This is a genomic window from Ruegeria sp. AWH4_226 (assembly GCF_056159225.1).
Map to the genome: position 1 here is coordinate 99,358 of NZ_JBSWUU010000005.1, position 21,176 is coordinate 120,533.

General features: G+C 55.8%; 25 protein-coding genes. 13 read left to right on the top strand and 12 right to left on the bottom strand.

The features are described 5' to 3' along the window. Positions 1–2: 2 nt before the first annotated feature. The 9 genes from ACXAET_RS22130 (at position 3) to ACXAET_RS22170 (ending at position 6,943) form a co-directional block, all read left to right on the top strand. Complete coding sequence (locus ACXAET_RS22130; protein ID WP_475190782.1) at positions 3–647, top strand: VirB8 family type IV secretion system protein; 645 nt, start codon at positions 3–5, stop codon at positions 645–647. Continuing rightward, entirely contained in the window at positions 647–1,462 is an 816-nt protein-coding gene (locus ACXAET_RS22135; protein ID WP_475190786.1) for a TrbG/VirB9 family P-type conjugative transfer protein, read from the top strand. The genes ACXAET_RS22130 and ACXAET_RS22135 overlap by 1 nt, the downstream gene beginning before the upstream one ends. Then, positions 1,462–2,145: a hypothetical protein gene (locus tag ACXAET_RS22140; protein WP_475190791.1), complete on the top strand. Its 684-nt coding sequence runs from the start codon at positions 1,462–1,464 to the stop codon at positions 2,143–2,145. Before ACXAET_RS22135 ends, ACXAET_RS22140 begins: the two co-directional genes overlap by 1 nt. Positions 2,146–2,156: 11 nt before the next feature. Continuing rightward, positions 2,157–2,990: a TraB/TrbI/VirB10 family type IV secretion system protein gene (locus tag ACXAET_RS22145; protein WP_475190796.1), complete on the top strand. Its 834-nt coding sequence runs from the start codon at positions 2,157–2,159 to the stop codon at positions 2,988–2,990. 205 nt (positions 2,991–3,195) lie between these two features. Further along, positions 3,196–4,209 (top strand): ATPase, T2SS/T4P/T4SS family, encoded by a 1,014-nt coding sequence (locus ACXAET_RS22150; RefSeq protein ID WP_475190799.1) that lies wholly within the window; start codon positions 3,196–3,198, stop codon positions 4,207–4,209. 12 nt (positions 4,210–4,221) lie between these two features. After that, positions 4,222–4,380 carry a hypothetical protein gene (locus ACXAET_RS22155; RefSeq protein ID WP_267366665.1) on the top strand — a complete coding sequence of 53 codons (159 nt, stop codon included), beginning with the start codon at positions 4,222–4,224 and terminating at the stop codon, positions 4,378–4,380. Continuing rightward, positions 4,373–6,265, top strand: a complete 1,893-nt coding sequence (locus ACXAET_RS22160) for a type IV secretory system conjugative DNA transfer family protein (RefSeq protein ID WP_267366667.1) — start codon at positions 4,373–4,375, stop codon at positions 6,263–6,265. Before ACXAET_RS22155 ends, ACXAET_RS22160 begins: the two co-directional genes overlap by 8 nt. Positions 6,266–6,470: 205 nt before the next feature. Next, positions 6,471–6,665 (top strand): YqaE/Pmp3 family membrane protein, encoded by a 195-nt coding sequence (locus tag ACXAET_RS22165; protein ID WP_209251525.1) that lies wholly within the window; start codon positions 6,471–6,473, stop codon positions 6,663–6,665. Positions 6,666–6,667: 2 nt separating this feature from the next. Next, a complete protein-coding gene (locus ACXAET_RS22170) occupies positions 6,668–6,943 on the top strand; it encodes a hypothetical protein (protein WP_209251527.1) in 276 nt (91 codons plus the stop codon). Positions 6,944–7,528: 585 nt separating this feature from the next. Here the strand turns inward: ACXAET_RS22170 and ACXAET_RS22175 are convergent. The 3 genes from ACXAET_RS22175 to ACXAET_RS22185 form a co-directional block, all read right to left on the bottom strand. Then, positions 7,529–8,566: a hypothetical protein gene (locus ACXAET_RS22175; protein WP_267366499.1), complete on the bottom strand. Its 1,038-nt coding sequence runs from the start codon at positions 8,564–8,566 to the stop codon at positions 7,529–7,531. Positions 8,567–8,653: 87 nt separating this feature from the next. Beyond that, a complete protein-coding gene (locus ACXAET_RS22180; protein ID WP_267366497.1) occupies positions 8,654–10,483 on the bottom strand; it encodes a relaxase/mobilization nuclease domain-containing protein in 1,830 nt (609 codons plus the stop codon). Continuing rightward, positions 10,480–10,899 carry a hypothetical protein gene (locus ACXAET_RS22185; protein ID WP_267366496.1) on the bottom strand — a complete coding sequence of 140 codons (420 nt, stop codon included), beginning with the start codon at positions 10,897–10,899 and terminating at the stop codon, positions 10,480–10,482. Before ACXAET_RS22185 ends, ACXAET_RS22180 begins: the two co-directional genes overlap by 4 nt. Before the next feature lie 183 nt (positions 10,900–11,082). Between ACXAET_RS22185 and ACXAET_RS22190 the strand changes: the two genes are divergently transcribed. Together ACXAET_RS22190 and ACXAET_RS22195 are read left to right on the top strand one after the other, a co-directional pair. After that, positions 11,083–11,490, top strand: a complete 408-nt coding sequence (locus ACXAET_RS22190) for a hypothetical protein (protein ID WP_267366495.1) — start codon at positions 11,083–11,085, stop codon at positions 11,488–11,490. Positions 11,491–11,517: 27 nt separating this feature from the next. Continuing rightward, entirely contained in the window at positions 11,518–11,766 is a 249-nt protein-coding gene (locus ACXAET_RS22195) for a hypothetical protein (RefSeq protein WP_475190819.1), read from the top strand. 10 nt (positions 11,767–11,776) lie between these two features. Here ACXAET_RS22195 and ACXAET_RS22200 read toward each other — a convergent pair whose 3' ends face one another. The 5 genes from ACXAET_RS22200 to ACXAET_RS22220 form a co-directional block, all read right to left on the bottom strand. Beyond that, on the bottom strand, positions 11,777–11,935 hold the full coding sequence (locus ACXAET_RS22200; RefSeq protein WP_475190822.1) for a hypothetical protein: 159 nt from the start codon (positions 11,933–11,935) through the stop codon (positions 11,777–11,779). A gap of 241 nt (positions 11,936–12,176) precedes the next feature. Then, positions 12,177–12,425 carry a hypothetical protein gene (locus tag ACXAET_RS22205; RefSeq protein WP_475190824.1) on the bottom strand — a complete coding sequence of 83 codons (249 nt, stop codon included), beginning with the start codon at positions 12,423–12,425 and terminating at the stop codon, positions 12,177–12,179. A gap of 41 nt (positions 12,426–12,466) precedes the next feature. Beyond that, positions 12,467–12,754: a hypothetical protein gene (locus ACXAET_RS22210; protein WP_475190827.1), complete on the bottom strand. Its 288-nt coding sequence runs from the start codon at positions 12,752–12,754 to the stop codon at positions 12,467–12,469. A 62-nt stretch (positions 12,755–12,816) separates the two neighbouring features. Next, a complete protein-coding gene (locus tag ACXAET_RS22215; RefSeq protein WP_475190830.1) occupies positions 12,817–13,374 on the bottom strand; it encodes a hypothetical protein in 558 nt (185 codons plus the stop codon). 57 nt (positions 13,375–13,431) lie between these two features. Next, entirely contained in the window at positions 13,432–14,304 is an 873-nt protein-coding gene (locus ACXAET_RS22220) for a DUF932 domain-containing protein (protein WP_475190835.1), read from the bottom strand. A gap of 772 nt (positions 14,305–15,076) precedes the next feature. Between ACXAET_RS22220 and ACXAET_RS22225 the strand changes: the two genes are divergently transcribed. Then, positions 15,077–15,280: a hypothetical protein gene (locus ACXAET_RS22225; RefSeq protein WP_267367303.1), complete on the top strand. Its 204-nt coding sequence runs from the start codon at positions 15,077–15,079 to the stop codon at positions 15,278–15,280. A gap of 400 nt (positions 15,281–15,680) precedes the next feature. Here ACXAET_RS22225 and ACXAET_RS22230 read toward each other — a convergent pair whose 3' ends face one another. After that, positions 15,681–15,881, bottom strand: a complete 201-nt coding sequence (locus tag ACXAET_RS22230; protein ID WP_170424883.1) for a hypothetical protein — start codon at positions 15,879–15,881, stop codon at positions 15,681–15,683. Between the two features lie 849 nt (positions 15,882–16,730). Here ACXAET_RS22230 and ACXAET_RS22235 point away from each other — a divergent pair. Next, a complete protein-coding gene (locus tag ACXAET_RS22235; protein ID WP_475190839.1) occupies positions 16,731–17,444 on the top strand; it encodes an SOS response-associated peptidase in 714 nt (237 codons plus the stop codon). 195 nt (positions 17,445–17,639) lie between these two features. On the opposite strand, the gene ACXAET_RS22240 is transcribed toward ACXAET_RS22235, so the two are convergent. The 3 genes from ACXAET_RS22240 to ACXAET_RS22250 form a co-directional block, all read right to left on the bottom strand. Next, a complete protein-coding gene (locus tag ACXAET_RS22240) occupies positions 17,640–18,182 on the bottom strand; it encodes a hypothetical protein (protein WP_475190843.1) in 543 nt (180 codons plus the stop codon). 95 nt (positions 18,183–18,277) lie between these two features. After that, positions 18,278–20,173: a ParB/RepB/Spo0J family partition protein gene (locus ACXAET_RS22245; RefSeq protein ID WP_475190846.1), complete on the bottom strand. Its 1,896-nt coding sequence runs from the start codon at positions 20,171–20,173 to the stop codon at positions 18,278–18,280. Positions 20,174–20,413: 240 nt separating this feature from the next. Further along, positions 20,414–20,635 (bottom strand): hypothetical protein, encoded by a 222-nt coding sequence (locus ACXAET_RS22250; protein ID WP_267367433.1) that lies wholly within the window; start codon positions 20,633–20,635, stop codon positions 20,414–20,416. Positions 20,636–21,176: the final 541 nt, after the last annotated feature.

A 21,176-nucleotide genomic window follows, 5' to 3' on the forward strand; every position in this document is an offset into this window, starting at 1 on the left:
AAATGTCACACGTGACAGATCACGAAAAAGAACTCTTTCTGGGCGCACGCCGCGATGCCTTCAAATGGCAGGTGTTCGGCATGGCTGGTATGGCAATGGGCGTGGCCTCTATAATCGGCTGGGCGCTGCTCCTTCCCTTGAAGGAAATCCGCGCGGTGCCATTCTCCATTGATCCGGACACAAAACTGCCGGTGCTGCTGACTGAAAAGGTCGAAGAACTGGAACCTTCTGAGGCGATGGCCTTCCGGGAAGTCGCAAATTATGTGCGCGACCGGGAAACCTATGATGTCCAGGACAACAACGATCGCCTGAAATCGGTACTGCGTCGTTCTGATGAGCTGGCCGAAACGTCTTACCGCGAACTGTGGGATGGGTCGAACGACAACCATCCGGACGAAATCTATACGCCCAAAACAAAGGTGCAGACCGAAATTCTGGGCGTGTCGCCGGTCAACGATGAGACGGTGCAGGTCGAGATCCGCAAGTCCCTGATCGTGCCAAACCAGGCAACGGCCTCAGCCCGCTACGTGGTCACAGTGACTTACGGGTTTGAGGAAAAAATCGTGACATCGATGGATGAGCTTCTGGAAAATCCATTCGGCTTCGTCGTCACCAACTACCGCGTAGACGCAATGGGAGACATCTGATGCAGCGTTCTTTCAAAACACTCACCGCCACCGCAGCAGCAGTTTTGGCATTCTCTACGCCTCTACTCGCTGAAATCACACCGACGCCAGACGGAAAAAACGCGGATCACCGCATCACGCATTTTCATTACGTCGAGAACCAGGTGTACCGCATCCCTGTGGGTGAACGCCTGATTACATATGTTCACTTTCCGCAGGGCGAAACCGTCCGCAGCATTGGTGCGGGCGACACGGAAAGTTTTCAGATCACCCGCCTGCAGGAAGGTCGTGTTATTGCGTTCAAGCCGGAAATCCTGAACTCGGATTCGAACCTGACCGTGCTGACCAATCGCGGGACATACAACTTCTATCTGGTTCCGGCCGAGAGCGCCGCCGAACGTAAACGAGTACCGTTCCGGGTCACGTTCTATAACAAGAACAACAGCGGCGGGACCACAACGCGCCGTGGCACGGTGGCACGTAGCGAGCCGAAACCAACAGGCCGCTTCGTCAACCAAAACTACTCGCGCTCGGGCAAAGCGGAGTTTGCGCCTACCGCCGTTTGGGACGATGGCGTTCACACCTATATGCAGATCCCACAAGATGCGGAGCTGCCGGGTATCTTCCGTGTCCTGCCGGATGGACGTGAGCTGATGGTGAACACCACAGTCAAAGAGCGCGGCATTATCCAGGTGCAGGGCCTTTCCGATCTTTGGACACTGCGCATCGAGGACACTTCGATCTGTGTTCGAAACGATGGCGACGAGTTTCAGCAGGCAAGTGTGAGCGGTCGGCCCGTCACTTCACAGACAGTTAAACCGGGGGGCAGCAAGTAATGAACCGCGATCAGACAATTGCGGCACGGGCGGCGGCTGAACAGCCGTCGCAACGTGTCCGGAAGAAGTTCGACCCTAAGAAGCTGATGACCGTTGCAATCGCAGGAGCGGTGTTCCTGGGCTTTGTATGGTATGTCATGGGCGATGAAAACAAAAGCACGAACACGGGTGTCCGCGTTGACGCTTTGCAACAAGGTGGTGGCGAGCGATACGGGCTTTTGACCGCACGGGGACCAGAGGCCGATGAGCCGGAACCAGAGGCTTTGCCCGAGGAAATTGCGGTGGCAACGCCCGACTCAACTCCACAGCCGGTTGAATTCATTGGGTTTGATAAAGCCTTGAAAACAATCGAGCAACAAAATGGCCGGATTTCCGATCTGCAAGATGAGCTGACGGATGCCAAAGTTTCGCTGTCGGAAAAAGACGGTGAAATCGCAACGCTGACCCTGACCAACGAACGCCTTCAGGTCAGATATGATGAGCGAGAGAAGAAGTTCCAGACGGAACTTGCCCAGGCCATCGCAGATGCAGAGGCCCGGGCGCTTGCCAGCGTGAGCCACTTACAGACTACGGGTCTGACTGATGATGAGCGGCGCAGGCTTGAAGAACTCAAGCGGATGCGCGAGCGCCAAAACCAGTCAGACGGCATCGTGTTCGATGAAAACCCATACGGCAGAAACTAATGGAGCTGACGATGAACAGAACAGCAATCACCCTCGCCCTGGTCACGTTGGCGTCAAGCGCGATGGCACAGGAAGCACCCGGTCAAAACTACCAGCCGATCAATGGTGGATCGCAGCCGGTCATTTTCCAACCCTTCCCTGCTGCCCCGCAGCCGGTTCAAGTCCAGCCAGACGACACCCGCCTGCCTGAAGAACAACGCGGCTATCAGGAAAACCAAAACACGACATGGCAAAACAATCTGGTTGAAGAATATCCCCCCATCGTCGGGGCCGCGATCATTGACGATCCGTCGCGCACCTTAACGCAAGGCACGGTTTTATCGGCTGTGTTCGGTGGCGCGGTCAGCTCGGAACTGCCCGGTAGCGTCGTGGCGACGATCACACGTGGCGTCTACTCGATGGACGGCACTCGTTTGCTTCTGCCGCGTGGATCGAAGCTTTATGGCGAGTATCGAGCGGATACGACATTGGCGCAAACGCGCATCATGATTGTTTGGAGCCGTGTCATTACACCTGATGGCCTGTCCGCTCAGATCGGTTCGGCTGGTACGGATGGTCAAGGCCGGACTGGTGCGACCGGCAGGGTGAATACACACTTTGGGAAGCGGTTCGGAACTGCTGCGCTGTTGTCCATCATCGGCATTGCGCCGGTGGCGTTGGTGTCTGACAGCGATAGCAACAACTCGGTTCGCACGGATTTGGCAACGCAAGTGGGGTCTAACCTGCAGAACGCCACGGCAGCGGCGCTTGATGAATACCTGCGCATTACTCCGACAATCTTTGTCGATCAGGGCAGTCGCATCAATGCGATCCTGCAGCGCGACGTTTTGTTTGATAGCTTCTGAGCGCGAGCCAATGAGCCGACCGCCTCAGCGGCCCTTCCGGCCGCTCCCTGCACATTCAAATGCGGTAGCGGCCTTTTTTGGAGCAAATTCAGCACTTTTTGGAATCAATGAATCTTGTGTAGGTGCGTTCGCGTTCGAGGCAAAGCCGAGAGGCCGCGAAGGCAACCTCCACTGTTCCAAAAAGTGCTCTACCAAGGACAAGAACATGAGCGGGCGGAACGGTAATAGTCTTCTGGAATACTATACAGGCAAGATCGCGCATCTGTTGCACGACGAAAGCTTGAGCGAAATTTCTGTAAACCCTGATGGTGCAGTCTGGGTCGAAGAAATGGGCACAACGCACATGACCAGGACAGACATCACTCTGAACAGAGACGATGTAGCAAACATCGGGCGCTGCGTGGCCGGTTTCAGCGATGTAACATTCGGAGAAAAGAAGCCGATTGCGACGGCCAACGTGCCGACACAGCAGGGTAAAGCGCGGGTGCAGGTCGTGATTCCGCCAGCAACAACCGGCGTGGGGTCCGTTGCGATCCGTCTCCTGCGCGTGAAAACTGTCGATCTAGGCGCGTTCAGCTTCGCCAGCAAAGAGGCCGCATTGGCGGAAAGCAACGATCACAGTGCACTCGAAAATGCCCGTGCTGCCCTTGCAGCAGGCACGATGAGCTTTGACGAGCTGGCCGATCTTGCGATGCTTAGCAAATGGAACGTGATCATTGCGGGGGGCACGTCGTCTGGCAAAACCACCGTTCTCAATGCAATGCTGAAGCGCGTCGATCCGGGCGAACGGATCGTGACGATTGAAGAAGTGGCCGAGTTGGACATCGAGCAACCCAATGCTGTCGATCTGCTTGCCGACCGTTCCGAAGAAGATGGCCCTCGATCACCAACAAAGCTGCTGGAATCGGCGCTGCGGTTACGACCTGACCGCCTCGTCTGCGGTGAAATCCGGGGCGACGACGCGAATATGTTCCTGGAACTGGTGAATACCGGCCACGATGGATCTGTCTGCACCATGCACGCCAACTCGCCCGTCGATGCCATTGGACGGATGAGTAAAATGGTGCGGCGCGGATCTCCGACCGTCCAAAAGTCAGAGGTGGTCGATGACATCCGAGCGACCATTCACATGATCGTTCACATGAAGAAAATCGGGGACGAACGGAAGGTCAACGGCGTGATTTTTCCGCCGCTGATGACCGCTGAACAACTTATCTGAAGGAGTACAAAGATGAAGCAATTCGAGTATCGAGACGTGCCTTTTTCGGAACGCGACGACGCCAGCGAGAAATTCGCAAAGCTGGGCAAAGAAGGTTGGGAAATGGTTGGTGTCGCACGTGCTGAATTTGGCATCGTGTGCTTCTTCAAACGCGAGCTGGTCGATGGCTGAGTTTCAGGATCTACCCAAAGGCAAGAAGGTAGCGATAGCCGGTACAATGGGCTTTATCGCTACCTCGGCTTGCGCGGTGTTGGTGATCGGGCTGGCGCTCGAATACATCAACACCAGAGGCTTTCGCGGGCTGGACATCTGGGCGATCCCAGAGAAGTTCATGGCACAGCCTGCAGAGACGCAGCAGATCATGGGTCTGGTGGCGGTGGTCGCAGTGGGTGTTTTGACCTTTGCATTTGTGGCGGCTGCGCTGCGTGGTCCCTCAACGAAATACGGTGATGCGACCTTTGCAAAGGCCCCTCAGCTCGTCCAGGAGGGCTATGCTTCGGTGCTGAAGCTCAAAGACCAATTGGATAGTGAAATCGTGTTTGCCAAATTTGGTGAGCCAAAGGACAAAAACGCAATCTACTATAAGCCCGGTCCCGGCGTTCAAAAGCCACACGCGATGTTCATTGCCCCGTCTGGTTCGGGTAAAACCAGCGGTTTTGTGATCCCAAATGTTCTGCGTTTCAATGGTTCTTGCGTCGTCCTGGACATCAAGGGTGAGATTTTCCAGACCACGGGTGCGCGTCGGGCAGCAATGGGCGACGAGGTGTTTGTGTTCGACCCCGAGAACCCCGACAAAAGCCACAGCTACAACCCTCTGCGCCGTGCAGCACGTGCCGACAATCTGGATCGGCGATGGGAAGAAGTGATTCAGGTTGCAACCCAGATGTTCGACACGCCTAGCTCGTCCGCACAGGGCTTTATGGGTGGTGTCGAGGGCATGTTCTGCGCAATGGCGATGTTGGCGATCAAAAGAAAGCGGCCATACATTTCCGAAGTCCTGCGCCTGGTCAAAACGACCAAGCAAAAGGACTATGAGAAAATGGCTGAAGAAGTTGGATATGCGCGAGCTGCAGATGAGTTTCTGAATCTTGCAGCCGAAGAATCCAAAATCTTGCGGTCAACGATTTCGGTTATGAACAACTCCGGCCTTCAGCTCTGGCGTAACCCGTCAGTGGCAAGAGCCACGCAGGGCAATGACATCAACTTTGAGGATCTGCGTCGGCGCCCTACCTCGATCTACTTTTCTGTACCAGGGAAGAAGGTCAAAGAGTTCCGGACGCTCATTCGCCTGTTCTTCCTCGATCTGGTGAACACCATCGAAACCGTTGAGCCGGGCGAAGATGAGCCGTTCAAGGTTTTGATGCTGCTCGATGAGTTTCAGCGCCTCGGCCATCTTGAGCGCGTCGTTGAAGCGTATGACACCATGCGATCGTTCGGTGGCCGGATCATCGTGATTTCGCAAACGCTGTCGCGCCTGCAGGACATTTATGGGCATGAAGGTGTGCGGGCGATGCTGGCAAACGCCGGGACGCAGATGTTCGCAGCCTCTGAGGATTCAGAGGTACGCGAACACGTGTCCAGGTCCATCGGTGACAAAACCGTATTGAGCAAATCGAAGTCTCGGGCGCTCGGCAAAATGGAAATGGGCAGCATATCGGAACGCGAGGAAGGCATTCGCCTGCTCCGGCCGGAACACGTTGGCCGATTGCCTGAAAATGAGGTTGTGCTTATCCGCGAAGGCAAGATGCCGGTGATTGCAAACAAGATCCGATACTTCGAAGATCCGTATTTCATGCAGTTCTTGGGTGGCGATAGTCCGAAGATCAAGGGCACCCACCTCGATCTGGCTGCAGACCAAGCCAGGGACACGGCAAAGGCGCTGGCTGAAGCGAAACCGGCCCCTGCCCCGGCGAGAGAGGTTTCGGAAAAAGATCAGGAGCTTCAGGCGGCATTTGATGCGCAGCGCACGGTCGCAAAGCGGAAAAGCCGGTCAGCGAAAGACATCGCGATGGAGAAAATGAGAGCCAAACGGCCTGAAAGCAGTGCCTCCGCTTGACGGGGGTGCTGTTTCAGTAAATCTCTGCTTTAAGTGGAACCGTTATGTGGGAACGTATTTCAACGGTAGAGTGGTGCCCACCCGCCATCATTAGGTGTCTTGAGAGAGATAAGCCCACGGGCGAGGGAAATCAGACTCGGGTAGTCATGTTCGTGGTTCGAGTCCGCGACGGTTCCACATAACACAAATGACAGGATGACTTTTGATGAGATTGATACTGGCGATACTGCTTCCGTTTGTGGTGTTTTTCACGATCAGAAGGCCATTTCAGGGCTTTTTCTGCCTGCTCCTGCAACTGACGCTGATTGGCTGGATACCAGCGGCCATTTGGGCCGTGTATTCGCTCAGCCAGTACAATACTGACAAAAAGATCAAAGCCGCGACTAAGGATAGGGCATAGGAATGGATCAAATCGAGCTGGACCAGCTACTCGAAGAAATCAAACCTCAAATCGCAGAAATCAACCGGGGCGCTCAGATGATGGACGCTGAAACGGATGAAAAAAAGAAGCTAGTAGGTTCGTCTGTTGTGAACAAAGCTGTGACGAAAATCATTGAGAAGGGCGGTATGCCCCTGCTCAGAGCGGCATTCAATAAGGTGGACCCTGAACGGCAGAGAACAGTAGAGCTGCAGTTATTCGCTGTTTCTGACAAAACCGGTGCAACCTGGCTTCCCTGATTTGTTGACCACCCCAAACAAAGAAAAGCCGCCCTAGGGCGGCTTTTTCATTTGCGATGTATCGCACTCAGTTCTTGCCAGAAGCTCGGCGCATTCGCCGGATACACCGATTCATGATTGTGGTGCGTTCGGCTCGTAGTCTCTTCAGAGCTTCTTCTTTTCGCTTAATCCGCCCGTGCAGCTTTGCAAGACGGACTATTTCCCTCTGTTCCGCAAACCTGAGCCATGCAGCCCGAAGCCCGAATACACTGTCAGGTTGCGGTTTTATGACCTTTTCAGGGGGCGGGTTATTGTGCCCCATCATCGCCGCAAGATGTACAGTTGAATGCGCTCCACAATCGTTTTGGTTTGCCGCCAACATCATTAGCCTCCTGCACCAGAAGTATCAGCCGATGGGCGGGCGACCCGGACCACGCATTGTTCCAATTCAGCAATCTCACTGTTCCCGACAACACATTTCACTACCGCAAGCCGCCACTCAGTAGAGAGGCGCTTTTCTGTGTGCATATTGATTGCGTACCAAGTTCCAGCGGCGGCGGCGAGCAAGATCAGAATGCGAACAATCATCTATTATGTCTTCCGTCGTCAAAGGCTGTGACCATCATCTTCATGGATGAGAATGGCCTGCTCGCGGGTATGGACAATTTCCCGAACAACGGCGGCAATCTTGCTGGATGAGACCTGGTGCAGCTCACCGACAACGGCCTCGGCGCGCTCGTAGCTGTCCGGAACGCCTTGGCGGTTAAAGTGGGCAGCAGCGGTGGAAATGTCCGCGTCGCGCCAAGTCGCCGTTGTGCCGGCTGAAACGCTGTCATGATCGTTGTAGCGGGCCAGGAACTTGTTTCCATCGAGTCCGAAGCTGTTGGCGGTTGCAACAATGTCGTCACGCAATGCCAGCCATTTTTCGGCCTCGGACGGGTCCAGGTTGTCCAACTCGGCCGCATTCATGGATGTGGTGTATCTGTCGTCATCAACAGTGTACGCTTGCAGGTCGGTATCGTATGGGCGTAGCTCGGCAACATCGCCCTTCAGCTCTCCGATCTGGACGTCCATTGCGGCACGCAAATGCGGATCTTCGACCTCTCGCGCAAGTGCCTCCATGTTCTCGATGGAGTTCACAATGTCCTTGGTCTGCTGTTCGTAGTTCTCGAAACCGGCCTGCCCCAGAGCGGATTGCATATACTGAACATAGCGATCACCGGGCGACTGGTAGTCGTCGGAATCCTGAAAACCTTTGTCGCCGGACAGATCGGCAAGGGACGAATAGTAGGGATGATACAGGTCGTATTCTTGAGCATCGTTCATGTGCTGAGAAACCAAAGCCTGCATATCGTTCAGATCAACCGGCTCCCCTGACCGCTCCGCAGCCTCCAATTCGATTTTCAGTTCTTCGACCAGATCTTTTTGCGCCGTATGTTCGTCGACACGGCGGCTGGCCTGGTCCTCGATGTCGAAGCTCTTTGAAGCGATGGCGGCACGATCAAAGCCCATCGCCTGCTGTTCTTTCTTGATGATGTCGATCTGCTCAGAAACGCGATCCTCGCGCAGGGCGGATTGATCAAATTGGGAATAGGGTGCGAAGTGTTCGACTTCGTTCAAAAGATAGTCTGTACGCGAAACCATAGTTTTTCCTTTGCGAGTTGATGGAAAACTCTGTGATGGATCTGCCTGGGGCGTTGGCGCGCTCATCAGGCAGACAGGGTGAACTCCTTATAGGCTGTGTCCGTCATCGTCGCACCGCCCTTGCAAGAGCGGGTGCGTTGCGTGGGCGTGAACCTCTGAGAGTTCTTCTGAGATTGCGATGATCCTGGAAGAAGCAAGCTGGTGCAGTTCGTCAACAACGGCCTCCGCGCGGTCGTGGCTGTCCGACAATCCTTGAACCTGGAAGTGAGCCGCTGCGGTCGAAATATCGTCGCTGCGCCATCCCATTGTTGTGCCCAAAGTGACGTTTTGGTGGTCGCCAAAGCGGGCAACAAACGCCTCACCATCGAGGCCGTAGCTGCTGGCCGTGTCGGTGACATCCTTGCGGATCTCCGCCCACTGTTCGGCCTCTGGATAGTCGAGGGTATCCATTTCGGCGGTATCCATCAGCGTTGAGTAGCGGCGGTCCTCGATGATGAAGGCTTGAAGGTCAGGATCGTTGGTGCGCAGATCCGCAACGTCGCCCTTCAGCTCGCCAATCTGAATGTCCATTGCGACACGCAGATTTGGGTCGTCAACCTCACGGGCAAGACCTTCCATCTTGTCGATTGATTGCAGCAATTCTTTGGTCTGAGACTGGAAGTCCTCATAGGCACCCTCGCCCAAGGTGTCCTGCATATAGACCTCGTAGCGGCGTGCTGCCGGGGCATAATCAGCGGACGCCTGGAACTCCTTGTCATCGACAATATCAGCAAGGGCAGACAGATACGGATGGCTCTGTTCGTTGTCCCGAACGTCGCTGATATGTGCAACAACCTGAGCCTTCAGCTCGGGCGCGATTGTTTCCTCAGAACCGCCTAATTCGATGTGTCGCCGCAAGTTGCTCATGACTTCGGGGGACACATAAGACGGGTCTCCCGGCTCACCGTAATCATCAAAATGATGGGCTTGGTCTAGTAGATGTTCCATTCTCGATACCATAGGTTCCTCTCCTTCAACGAGCATGATGGCAAACTCTTCGATCCGGTCTTTGACGGCGTTGGCGCGCTCATCAAACAGATCCGACATTCTTGCGATGGATAGAGTCATCACATCGGCGGCCATGTCGCGGGCCGTAACTTCGACTTCCGGGGTACTTTCAACAACCGACATTCCGGCCTGAACTTTCCACGTATCGGTCTCGACTTCCTGCCGCAATCCGCGCTCGAGGCGGGTCGTTGCGGTCAGCTCAATTCCGTATTCCTCAGCAACCTCGACCTGGATTGAGCGCTGAACGTCGATGTTCATTTCGCTGCTCATACCCATAGCCAACCACTGCCCATGTTCGACGCCTCGGTTGTTCACAACGATGTGGACATGGGGGTTGTCAGTGTCGTTATGGAACACTGTCAGGTAGTCCCAGGTATCGCCAAAATCACCGCTGCCAAATAGCCGATCTGCGAACTCTAAACCGGCCTCATGAGCGGCGTCCGGATAGGTGCCTTCGGGAAAAGAAACGATCATGTGACGGGTGTAACCGTAGTTGGTTTTCCCGTTGAAATCCTCGGCCCAGGTCTCGATCAAATCACTGACCTGATCCGCATCGAGCGGGGTCACGCCATTGTCTCGGATGTCCAACACGCCCTCTGCCCTGACGGTCAGATAGTTGATCTGGCGGCGCAGCTCGTGCGCGTTTTTCACACCACCTTTGCGGACGTGCTTTACAACCGCCTCGGGCTTTCCCACCACGGCACCCAGCCGCGCCTTGATGGATGATGCCCGCGAAACCATGAACTTCATGCGCTTGGCGGTCTGCAACTGCTGATTGATCTGCTTGGAACGATCGACACCCTTCTGAGCTTCGCGAAACGCAAGCTCTAAGAAGTCACCTGCTGTCAGATCGTGGGTTGCAGCGTTCATGCGGCGGCATCCCAATCGTCATCACGCAAGATCCGGCGAATGGCAGATTCCGGCTCACGGTTTCGGCGGGCCGCTGTGATCATCGCCTTCAGGTCTTGCCGGTGCTGGATGATCGCGCGATGGAGGTTTTCGACGTCGCGGCGGTCGTCATCCGTCCAGATCACCGTGCCGCGTTTGGAAGATTTCGCGAGTTGGTTGAGGTTGGTGTATCCACCCTGAACCTGCCGCAAATGCTTCTGCCAAAGATCCACAACAGCGGGGTCAGGGTCGAGATACCCAATCAGTCGATAGATCAGACGCTGGATGATCTGATTGCGGCTCTTGGCTCCCAGCACGGTCACAGCCGCTTCCAAACGCTCCAGTGCATCCGAAGGCAAACGCACGGAAAAGACGGTGGTGTCGGCGGGCTTGCTCAATGTATACCTCTGGTTGCATTTTTAATTTGTAACACAACTACCTTATCCTGTCATACTCACCAAGAGCAAACCGACGCGATTTGAGAAATCTGTATTTTCTCCAATCGTGGTCGGAACAGTTTTGCTCTTGGTGGCAATGTCCACGCCGGGAAAAGGGTTCCGCCCCTTTTCCAACCAACAGGCGTGGGTGCCGGTGGACTGGCGCAGGGCAATCACGCAAAGCGTGGGCTGCCCGAACAGCGCCCGTCACTTTCCGGCACGTTAAATGCAATCTGCATTTTCCGCGCGCCTGGGCGCGCTCAACTTCCCGACGCTGTGGCGGCGGGTGCCGACGAGTTGGCATTGGCTCTGCCGGTCAGGTCAGAGCGCCAACAAATCGGCTGGGCTGCAGCCGCGCGACCCGACGAGTTGACCGGCTGTCGTTCGTCCGGTCAGGGTGTCTCGGTCGGGATCTTGGCACAGTGGCAGTCGCGCGGCTTCGCGTTGGGTGGCGCGAACGGGGACCGAGCGGCCAGCCTTTACGCTGGCTCTGAACGGACCCGTGGGATAGATGCTGAGAATAGAAGGGTTGAAGATTTTCAGACCGCGTGAAAACAGCACTACCGGAGGTTGTGCATTGTGAGAGCTTGGGATTTCCCGTTTGAGCTGGTCCGGATCAACTGCAAGACCTGCGGGCGGTACGGGCAGTACCCGAAAAGGCGGTTCATTGAGCTGGTCGGTGCTGACACGCCGCTGCCCTCGGCGCTGAAGATCATTGCCAAAATATGCGACCGTGAAAAGGACGGGCTGGCCCTGCACAACCGATGCGGCGCGGGCTATCCGGACCTCGCCTGGATGGTCGATGACAGGAAGAACAGGACGCGCTGAAAGGGCGGGGTCAGTCTCGCGCTACGGTCAGTCGGGCAGCACGGTCAGACTTCCACACCACGATAGTGAAGCGCTGTTCTGCGCGCCAGCAAAACGCGGATACGGGTGCCACCAAAAGGGCACCGGCAACAGCAATGTCGATGGTGTGATGAACACATTTCTCAAGCATCGGAATCCTTCTTTTGGTGGTTGCGGACCGGGCACGGAATGCCCCGCCGAATTTCGGTGTCGGTCATGTCAAAACACCATCCGGCGTCATGACCGCACTGACCGCATTTGAAGTGCCCGCCCTTGGCGGTTCGCCAACCGGGCATCAAACCGGGGGCTTGACCCACATCAGCCGCGTGCATCAAAACGCGCCGCGTTCGGCGCGGTTGATCGAGACCCGGCAAGGTGAACTGGCGGTGCATCTACCCTGCCTCTGGCAAAGGCTCATCCATCCGAGTCTTGAAACGAATGGTCGCGTCTAGCGCCTCATCCCCGGTTTCGGCCTCCGGCACTCCGGGGACCAACCACGTGTCATTCCATGACATGCGGGCGCGTCCATCCAGTTTGCGGGTCAGCTCGTCCTCTGTCCCTTCGCCAATACAAATCCCGCCCTCGATGTTTGGATGCTTAGAAAGTTCGATGTGTCCAGATCGGAAACAATGGGCATACATTGAACGGTCCTTTCGGTTTCAGTTTTCGGGCTTCGCCCGGCTTAGTGCTGCCAGTTGTCCCGGCCATATTTGCGGCCAAGAATGGTGATGCGATCCTGCCCGTCGATAGGCACGCTCTGGTGGACAAGCTCACCAAACGGGTTGACGCCGTAGACCGAAACATCGTCGCCGCCAAAACCGTAGATCACGAATTTCCACGGTCCCCGGCCCTGCTCACGGGTTTGAAAAAACCCGTCGAAGTTTCGGCATTCCCAGGCACCGGCCCACCAGTTTGCGCCTGGTGTTCCCTTCTCGCTTGGGGCCATCGGTATCAAATCAAGCTGCTGCATTTCTGCTCTCCATCGGGCAAATGGCGGGGGCCGCTTTTGCGGCCTCCCGGCTTTGCAAGGTTTCAGTGGGCGGTGGTCTCGGGCTGATAAGGGTCGAGTTGATCAGAACCCGAATAGTCGGAGTAATCGACAAACGCCTCGCGCAGATCGGCCAGCGAGTGATTGTCAAAATCATCGACGCGCTGATCCTCGTCCGGAATCTCGTCCTCGTTGGCCTCGTGAATTGCGTGCGTCAGATCCTCGGCAATCTCTTTGAAATCTGTGACGGCAATCGGACCCTCGCCGTTGCGGGGGTAATATCCATAGTGAATGTCGCCAGCCATGAACCCTTTGCCGGTCTCGTTGGCGATCTGGCGCGCGATCCGCACAATGTCACGGGGGTTAAACTCGTCATGAACCGCATCGGCCACAAAACAGGCGTCCTCGTCGGACCCGTCTCTATGCCAGCCGTAGATCGTCCAGAACTCGGCCCATCCAGCTTCACATTGAACGGTTGCCTGTTCGCTTTCGTCGTGACGTACCGGCGCAATGGTGAACCACTCATATTTTTCCAGCGTGTCACCTACCGGCAAATTGTTGAAACGCTCGTGGGCGACTGTGTTGATGATGTTTGCTTGCATGGTCTCTGCTCCGAGTCAGGGGGTATGCGCGGCCCGGATCGAGCCGCGCGCTGTTCTTCAGGCTGCGAGGCTTACGCCCTTCAGCTCGGCCATCTTTTCGGTGAGAGACCAGATTGCCCGGTTCAGAGCTTTGTTCTGGTCGATGCCCTTGACGCCACGGGTGCGCTGTCGGCGTGCGCGGCCATTGGCATCTTTGACACGACCATGCAGCCCGCCCTTGATGACGTTCTCCTGCAGAACATTGCCAACGGTCCACAGATCGGTCAGGCGGTCGGCATTGCGGCGGGTTCTCAACAGAGCGTCAGCCTGAACCGGCGCGGGCTTTCCATCTTCTTTGTGAGCCTCGGGAAAGCGCAGTTCATGCACCACTTCTGCGAACACTTTGCGCTCGGCGTCGTCCAGAGAGATACCTTTGAAGGTTTCAACCTGCTCGGCCACATGGGGCGCATCTTCCAGAACGGTGTAAGCACCTTCGATCACTTCGAGAATGGCATCACCGGAATGGCGCACCTTCACCTCGTTAAAGCTGTCACCGACCATCAAGCCATTCGCGCAGACGAACCGAAAGAACCCCGGCACCATCTGGTATGACGATGTTCCGTCATTCGCGTTGACCAGGATGATTTCAAAGGCTTCGCCTTCGGCATTGGTGATCGACCGGTGACGCAGGCGCAGCATGTGCTTGGTGAACTCGGCTTTGCCTTCAATGCGGGTGTTGGCCTGCTGAGCAAAGAATGGGTCAAACCCTTCTTTACGCAGTCCGGTCAGAACGTCGATTGTCGGCACCACAACAAAGCGGTCAGACCGGCTTTCGTGGGCTTCGGTTGCGAAGATCGAGGGCACGGCGGAGCGCAGTTGATCATCGGTCAAGGCTTCACCTGTGACCAGACCACCGCAGGACATTCCGCTCATATAACGATTGTAACCCATAGACTAATTCCTTTCTTTCGTGGCGATGCGGTTGCCGGTGTTTCCCAGCTTTCCGCCAATGGGCGCGACCTCACTGTTCTGTTAGCTGATAGATCGCGTATCTATCAGCTGGCAGAACAGGGTGGGCAAAGCCCAGCCTGTGGCCTGGGGCGGGACTGTCACGGGGTCGGAGTGGCAAAAAAATGGGAGGGAACCGCGCGCTTGCGCGTGGGAGGAACCGGTTTTTTTGACATGGAGACGACGCGCACCGCGCGGCGCTTGCCCCTTGACCGGCCCGACGCAGGATGCGGGCGGATCGGGATGATGGGACCGGCCTGCCGGTCACAGCAGACCCACTATTGGACAATGCCAGGGCCGGGGTGAGCGCGCTTTAGCGCGTCGATCCCCTGCCCTGTCCAATAATCAATGCGAGCCGCGCGCCTCGCGCGGATCTCCCAGACCTCTTGCAAAAGCGGGCGTTACCCTTTGGGCCGAAACAAGCATGTCCTGGCGACCATTTGGCCGCGGTTAAGCTGGCTCGGGACGAGACAGATTCACCGCTACCCGGGTCGAAGGGAGAAAGGACGTGATTGGTTCGGGTCGGAGGCCGGTGTGCCGGCGTCCGACTAGCACGCGGTCACGCGCCCATAGGCGCGGGATTTGCCCGGAAACATTTGTTAGCTTTGATCGCCCAACATATCAAAAAAAACACGCAATATTTTTCCCAAACAGGCGTTTGAGCTGAATCTCGATGATAAATAGAGGCTCATAGTTAAATCATAGGAGAAAAATTATGACCAAAACATTCACTGTAAAATACACCAGAGCAGATGAGACAAATGCTGAAGCCACCCGCCAGTTTGAAGACACTCCAAATCTGGGCGACGGGTTGGAATTTGATGGAGAAGGCTTTGAAGTTACGTTTGTAGCTGAAGGGCAAATCAGTGAGCCAAACAATATTGTGTGGGCTAAATCGACTGGTTTTTTTGTTGAGTAAACAGAACGACTTGCGTAGCGACACATTGCGTTCTTCGCTACGCATAACTTCGGTTGTGTGTAGCGCATCTAACTGTACAGGTAACGGCGGTGTGCAAGCCGCCACAGCTCGATCCAAGGTTGGGGGAAGGGATCAAGGCCACCTTGAGGGGGTCAAAGGAGCCTTAGCGCCGTGGCGGCTTCGTAGAGTGGTCAGTATTGTTGACTCGCGTATGAGTAGAGACGTGAGTGTCGCTAATCAACCTATTCTGCAAAGTGAAACATAGTTGTGATGACGCTGGGTCAACCAGCGTGAAACAACGGAGTGTACCGCCACCCCAAAATCGCCCAAAAAGGCGGTTTTGGGTCCGGCCTGAAGCCGGAGCAAAAGAAAGGGCGACTTGCGCCGCCCTGCCCTTCCCTCAGTTCTGATCGTCGTCGTCATTCCGTTTCGGGAAGGCCACCATTTCAACGCTGGGGAACATATCGTGTTTGACGGTGATCGACTTGATTTCGCCGCTCTCGTCATCGGTGGTTACAAAGAGAACCCCGCATTTGTTCCAGAAGTTCTTGCCATCTTTTTCACCGGCTTTGACGTTCAGTTTCAGAGTTTGAGTTGCCATTGTTTGATCCTCGCTTTTGAGTGTTTCGATGAACATGGAAGAAGCGGGCACAAAGAGGTTGTCAGCAGGTAATTTGTTCCGCGAGGAATGCGCTGAAGGCGCAGGGGAAATTACCTGTTGAAGCGGAGCGCCCGGAACGGGGGCTGCGCGGCTACCACGACTGCCCCGCTTATGTTCATCTTGAAAGAAACACGTGAGCGAGGATCTTCATTGGCAACGGGTTTGAGGCTGTCAGACCGAGTGAAAGGCAAGAACTTCTGGGGCGAATGCGTTCGGGACATATGACCAGTGTGCAACGCAGCGAAATCAAGTCGATCTGACACAAGCGCAATGCGCAGATCCGCGAGCTGGTGGCCTTCCCGAAATGGGATGACCTGCGGAACAAAAACTAAGGGCGCATTGGCGGCGCAAGTCGCCCTTTCCGGTCGGCGGAGGCGAAAGGTCGGATTTCTCAGCGCAAGGCTCAATCTCCGAGCATAACTGTTTGCCACGTTTGTATGACGCGGCCAGGGCGACGAACTGGAACGCGGCCAATATCTTCAGCTCGTGGGTTCCAGACCTCGACCTGCACGTATTCCCGGCCATCCTTATGACATGCAAACGGGGGGATATGGAGCGGCCAGTCGTGGCCTACGATCTCAACGAGATCTGAGGCAAGATAGGTCACTCGGCGGCGGCAAAGGTTGCACCGAAGGGTTAAGACCTGGTGCGACAGAGCCGCGTCCTTCATGGTGCGAAACGGCTTGCCGGGATGCGCGCGTATTGGTGGGTTCGAAGCAGGCATAATGAGAACAAATAAAGAACACGCGCAACCTTGTCCAAAGCGAACTGCGCGCATAGCCTGTCTGAATGTGTAACCTGTATTCGAACACGACCACGCAAGAAGCCATGCGGCAACTGTTCAACGTGCCTGCCGCGCGCGATGAGCTGGGCAATGCATCAGCGCAACCGGCAATCTTTCCAGATGGGCAATCGGTGATCGTAACTGCTGATGACTCTGGAGAAAGATCACTGCGCATCGCCCGGTGGGGCTGGAAGAAGGTCAAATTCAAAAACAAAAATTACGAGACGTGGCTGACAAATGTTCGGAATCTCGACGGCTGGCCTTGGGAGAATGTGATAAAGGACCAATCCCAACGATGCCTTGTCCCAGCGTCCTCGTTTTCGGAATACCACCCGACAGAGAAGATCCCCGGAGCGACAGGCAAGCCGATCAAGGCGGCGAGTTGGTTTCGGCTGACTGGCGAAACAGAACGACCCCCTTTTGCTTTCGCCGGAGTTATGCGCCGATGGGATTGGGAAAAAGACGGTCTGCGGAAGAAGGCCGATGCCGAGCTGCAGGCTTCAGGTGCGCAAGTTACGGCTATGGCGTTCCTAACCACAGAACCTAACAGCATAGTTGCACCGATTCATCCGAAGGCCATGCCCGTGCTGCTGCGAACTGAAGAAGAGTTTGAGATATGGCTGAAAGGATCTGCTGACGAGGCCAAGGCATTGCAACGACCTCTGCCAGATGACGCGCTTGAGTTGGCGTTCACGGGCCAAAAGTCTGACAACGGATAAGCCGCGTAGGTGGGATTGGCCGCTATTGCGGCCGTCAAAGCGAAGCGACCAGTCGCGCTGGCACATGGGGCGAATGCCCCAGGTGACAAGGGACACCAAAGGAACCTCAAAGCCAGGATAACGGCAAAAGAAAAGACCCGCCGAAGCGGGCCAAGGTCTCTCGCCACGAGAGGAAAACAAAAAAGCTCGTTGAGGTTAGCGGTTGCGCGCCCGATCGACAACGCCGTCATAGGTGATCGCGGTAATCCGATCTTCAGTGCGGCGGGTCATCTCGATCCCGTCACCCGTCATTGTTGTTTCAGCGTGTTCGGTCCATTTGAAGATACTGCCATCCGCTTCGACATGGGTTTCATCTTCGGCGGCACGGCGTTTGACAGAACCATCATGGTGAACCTCAATGATTGTGCCGTCTGCCATTCGGACGGTTACAGAATGGTCATCAACAGCAACCCCTTGCCACCAGATTTCAGCATCGCGGCGCACAACAATCCGATTGGGATGCAGCTTGATTTGCACATCTTGGGTATCTCCAGGGTCGGCGGCTTTGACCACAACAATGGCCTCTTGCTCGGCAGGGGCACCATGAATTGACGCGCTGCCGTTCTTCGGCGGCCAGAACTTCGGTTCATCGCGTTGGCGTTTGTTCTGGTCCTTATGAAACGCAATATACATCTGCGCGGACTTCCAGACGCGGCGGGCGGCTTTTTCAACCTTTGTTACGGCGGTTGTATTTGTCATGTCTAACAGTCCTCAAAATTCCGGTCTGCAACTCGGCTTACTGGCGATTCTCGCATCGTCTGGAACAGGGCGCAATGCGCCCTGCCCCAATTGTTTTAGAAGCACTCAGGAACCCAAGCGTCGATCCGGGCTTTCTGTTCGGGGCTGACGCGCAAAGCCTTTTGATGCTCTGGATCGTTGAACAGCTTGTGCATCGCTTCGTTCTTCTCGCCCTTTTTGGACTTGCTGAACGCGCGGTAGTCGTCGGTATCCATGTGCAAATCCAGAAGGTCTTTGTACAGTTCATCCAACTGTACACCCTTGAGCCGTTTGAAGCAGTTTTCAGCCGATGGCGTCCAAATAGACCGGATGTCTGCGCCAACATCTTCGGCAATCTCTGCCATAAAGTCGGGACGCTGGGTCGTGAACCGGCGCGCAAGAAACGCGGTGATTTCGCCGTTGCGGGACTTTTTGCCCAGATCGCGGAACGCCTTGAACGCTTCCACACTGCCCTTACCGGCCATTTCCTGAAACTGGTTATAGGCTTTTTCGGCTTCCTCGTCGTGCTCACCACCAATGCGCGGATCAAGATTGAACTGGTCGTCAATCTCGGGCTTGTTTGTCTCTGCACCGCCGTAGCCGAACCCGAAAATGCTTTCATAGTGACCGGATGCCGGGGTCGCATAGAAGGCAAACAGGCTCAGAACATATTCGGGCTTGTCCAGCATGGCCGTTTGAACAGCCGCCAACCGGATCGCCTTCATGTCGTCAATGAACTTTTGAGAGAAAGGTGATTTCTCTGGCTGTGTGCTGTTGTTGCCGGTGGCTTCGCTAGGGGCTTCGGTCAGAGGCTCCAGAAACTCCGCTTCGACAGCTTCGGCCTGTTGCTCTGGCAGTATGAGCCCGCGCAACGCTGATACCTGACCGCTGTTGTTCACAAAGACCATGATCCCGGCAAGAGCCTTTTGTTCGGGCAGATATGAGGGCTGTAGAACCTTTTCGAGTTCTGCCAGTTCGGCCTTGCCTTCGTCGTCCAGCGCCTCAGCTTCTTCAAGCTCGGCCAGTTCGTCATAGCGCTCTGCCTGTTCTTCGGATAGGACGCCATCAAACGGTTCTGTCTGCTCCGCGCCAAACTCGGACTTCATTTCGTGTGGCAACGGATAATGATCGTCCGTAACCTTCGCCCATGCCCATCCTTCGGACGTGCGCAACGCCTCGGCTTCGGCTTCCATTTTCTCGGCAAATAGCCCGTTCAGAATTTCGGGGTCGTTGAAATAGGTCTGTGATTGCTGTGCAAAAAGATCAGCGGTTACGGTGCCACCCTTTTCTTCATAGGCTTCCCGACCAACAAATTTCGCAATCCGGCTGGTGCCGCTGATGGCCTCGACTTTCAACATGCGTTTTACGTCATGTTCACTGTACCATCCGCCTTTTCTTAGCAGGTCCAGCACTTCGAGAATTTTAGCTTCGTCTTGGCTCACTGTCATAGCCTGAGCAAAGCCCATGCTGATTTCACCGGCTTTCACGGCATCCAAGACAGGATCAGGCAGATCGGCCAGCGCGAGGCGGCGGCGCACATGCGCCTCGGTCACGCCGAATGCGTTGCTGATCTTGCCAACAGAAAGGGATTTCGCGGCCATTTTCCCGTAGGCGCGAACCTCGTCAATCGGGTCCAGTTCTTCGCGGGCTGTGTTCTCGGCATTGGCCCATTGCTCGGCCACAAAGGGGTTATCGGTGATCTTGACCGGCACCTGCGCCAAATCGGGGCGTTCGGTCACAGCGATGTTGAGGGCGCGGAAACGGCGACCACCTGCGACGATGCCGACTTTACCGTCCTTATCGCGCAGACCGCTCAAGTTCTGGATTAGGCCGCATGTGACGAGGCTTTCTGCCAGCAGGGCAATGCCTTCGTCGGCTACTTCCTGACGCGGGTTGATTTCAGACAGGTACAGATCGGACAGTGCAACGGTTTCGATGATTTCCGGTGCGGTGAATGTTTCGAGTTTGCTCATTGGGCAAGTCCTTGTTTCGTGGCTAAGTTTTTGTTATTGGTGCCCTACCCCTTGCGGGGTAGAGCGAGGCCGCTTAGGCGGCAGCTTGAGTTTTCAAGAAGGCGAGGCCGATCTTGGCGGAGAGACCTCCCTTTTTGATCAGCGCATAGGCTTCACGCTTACGCTGTTCGATCATTTCAATGCTCATGGTGTTCACCTCCTTTCGTGCGCAAGTTGCGCATTGGCCGTTTCAGAACCGGACTATTCGTCCACGCTGAAAACGACCGTTTTGTCCTCGACCGTGTACGGCACGGCCTTGGACAAAAGCTGTTCGATGGCGGTGGCAGGGACAGATGGGAAGCTCTGGCACATGCTGTTCAGCAGGACCGGACGATCATCTGCGAAGTGATACCCGTTGATGGCCCATGCAATTAGGCCGGGCGTATGAACCAAATCCGATGATCCAAGACGATATTCAGTCATGACAACTCTTTCTTTCGTGGCGATGCGGTTGCCGATGTTTCCCGGCTATCCGCTAATGGGCGCGACCTTCTGATCTGTTAGCTGATAGATGGCCCGCATCTATCGGCTGGCAGAACAGGAGGGCGAAGCCCTGCCTGTGGCCTGGGGCGGGACTGTCACGGGGTCGGAGTGGCGAAAAAATGGGAGGGAACCGCGCGCTTGCGCGTGGGAGGAACCGGTTTTTTTGACATGGAGACGACGCGCTCCGCGCGGCGCTTGCCCCTTGACCGGCCCGACGCAGGATGCGGGCGGATCGGGATGATGGGACCGACCTGCCGGTCACAGCAGACCCACTATTGGACAATGCCAGGGCCGGGGTGAGCGCGCTTTAGCGCGTCGATCCCCTGCCCTGTCCAATAATCAATGCGAGCCGCGCGCCTCGCGCGGATCTCCCAGACCTCTTGCAAAAGCGGGCGTTACCCTTTGGGCCGAAACAAGCATGTCCTGGCGACCATTTGGCCGCGGTTAAGCTGGCTCGGGACGAGACAGATTCACCGCTACC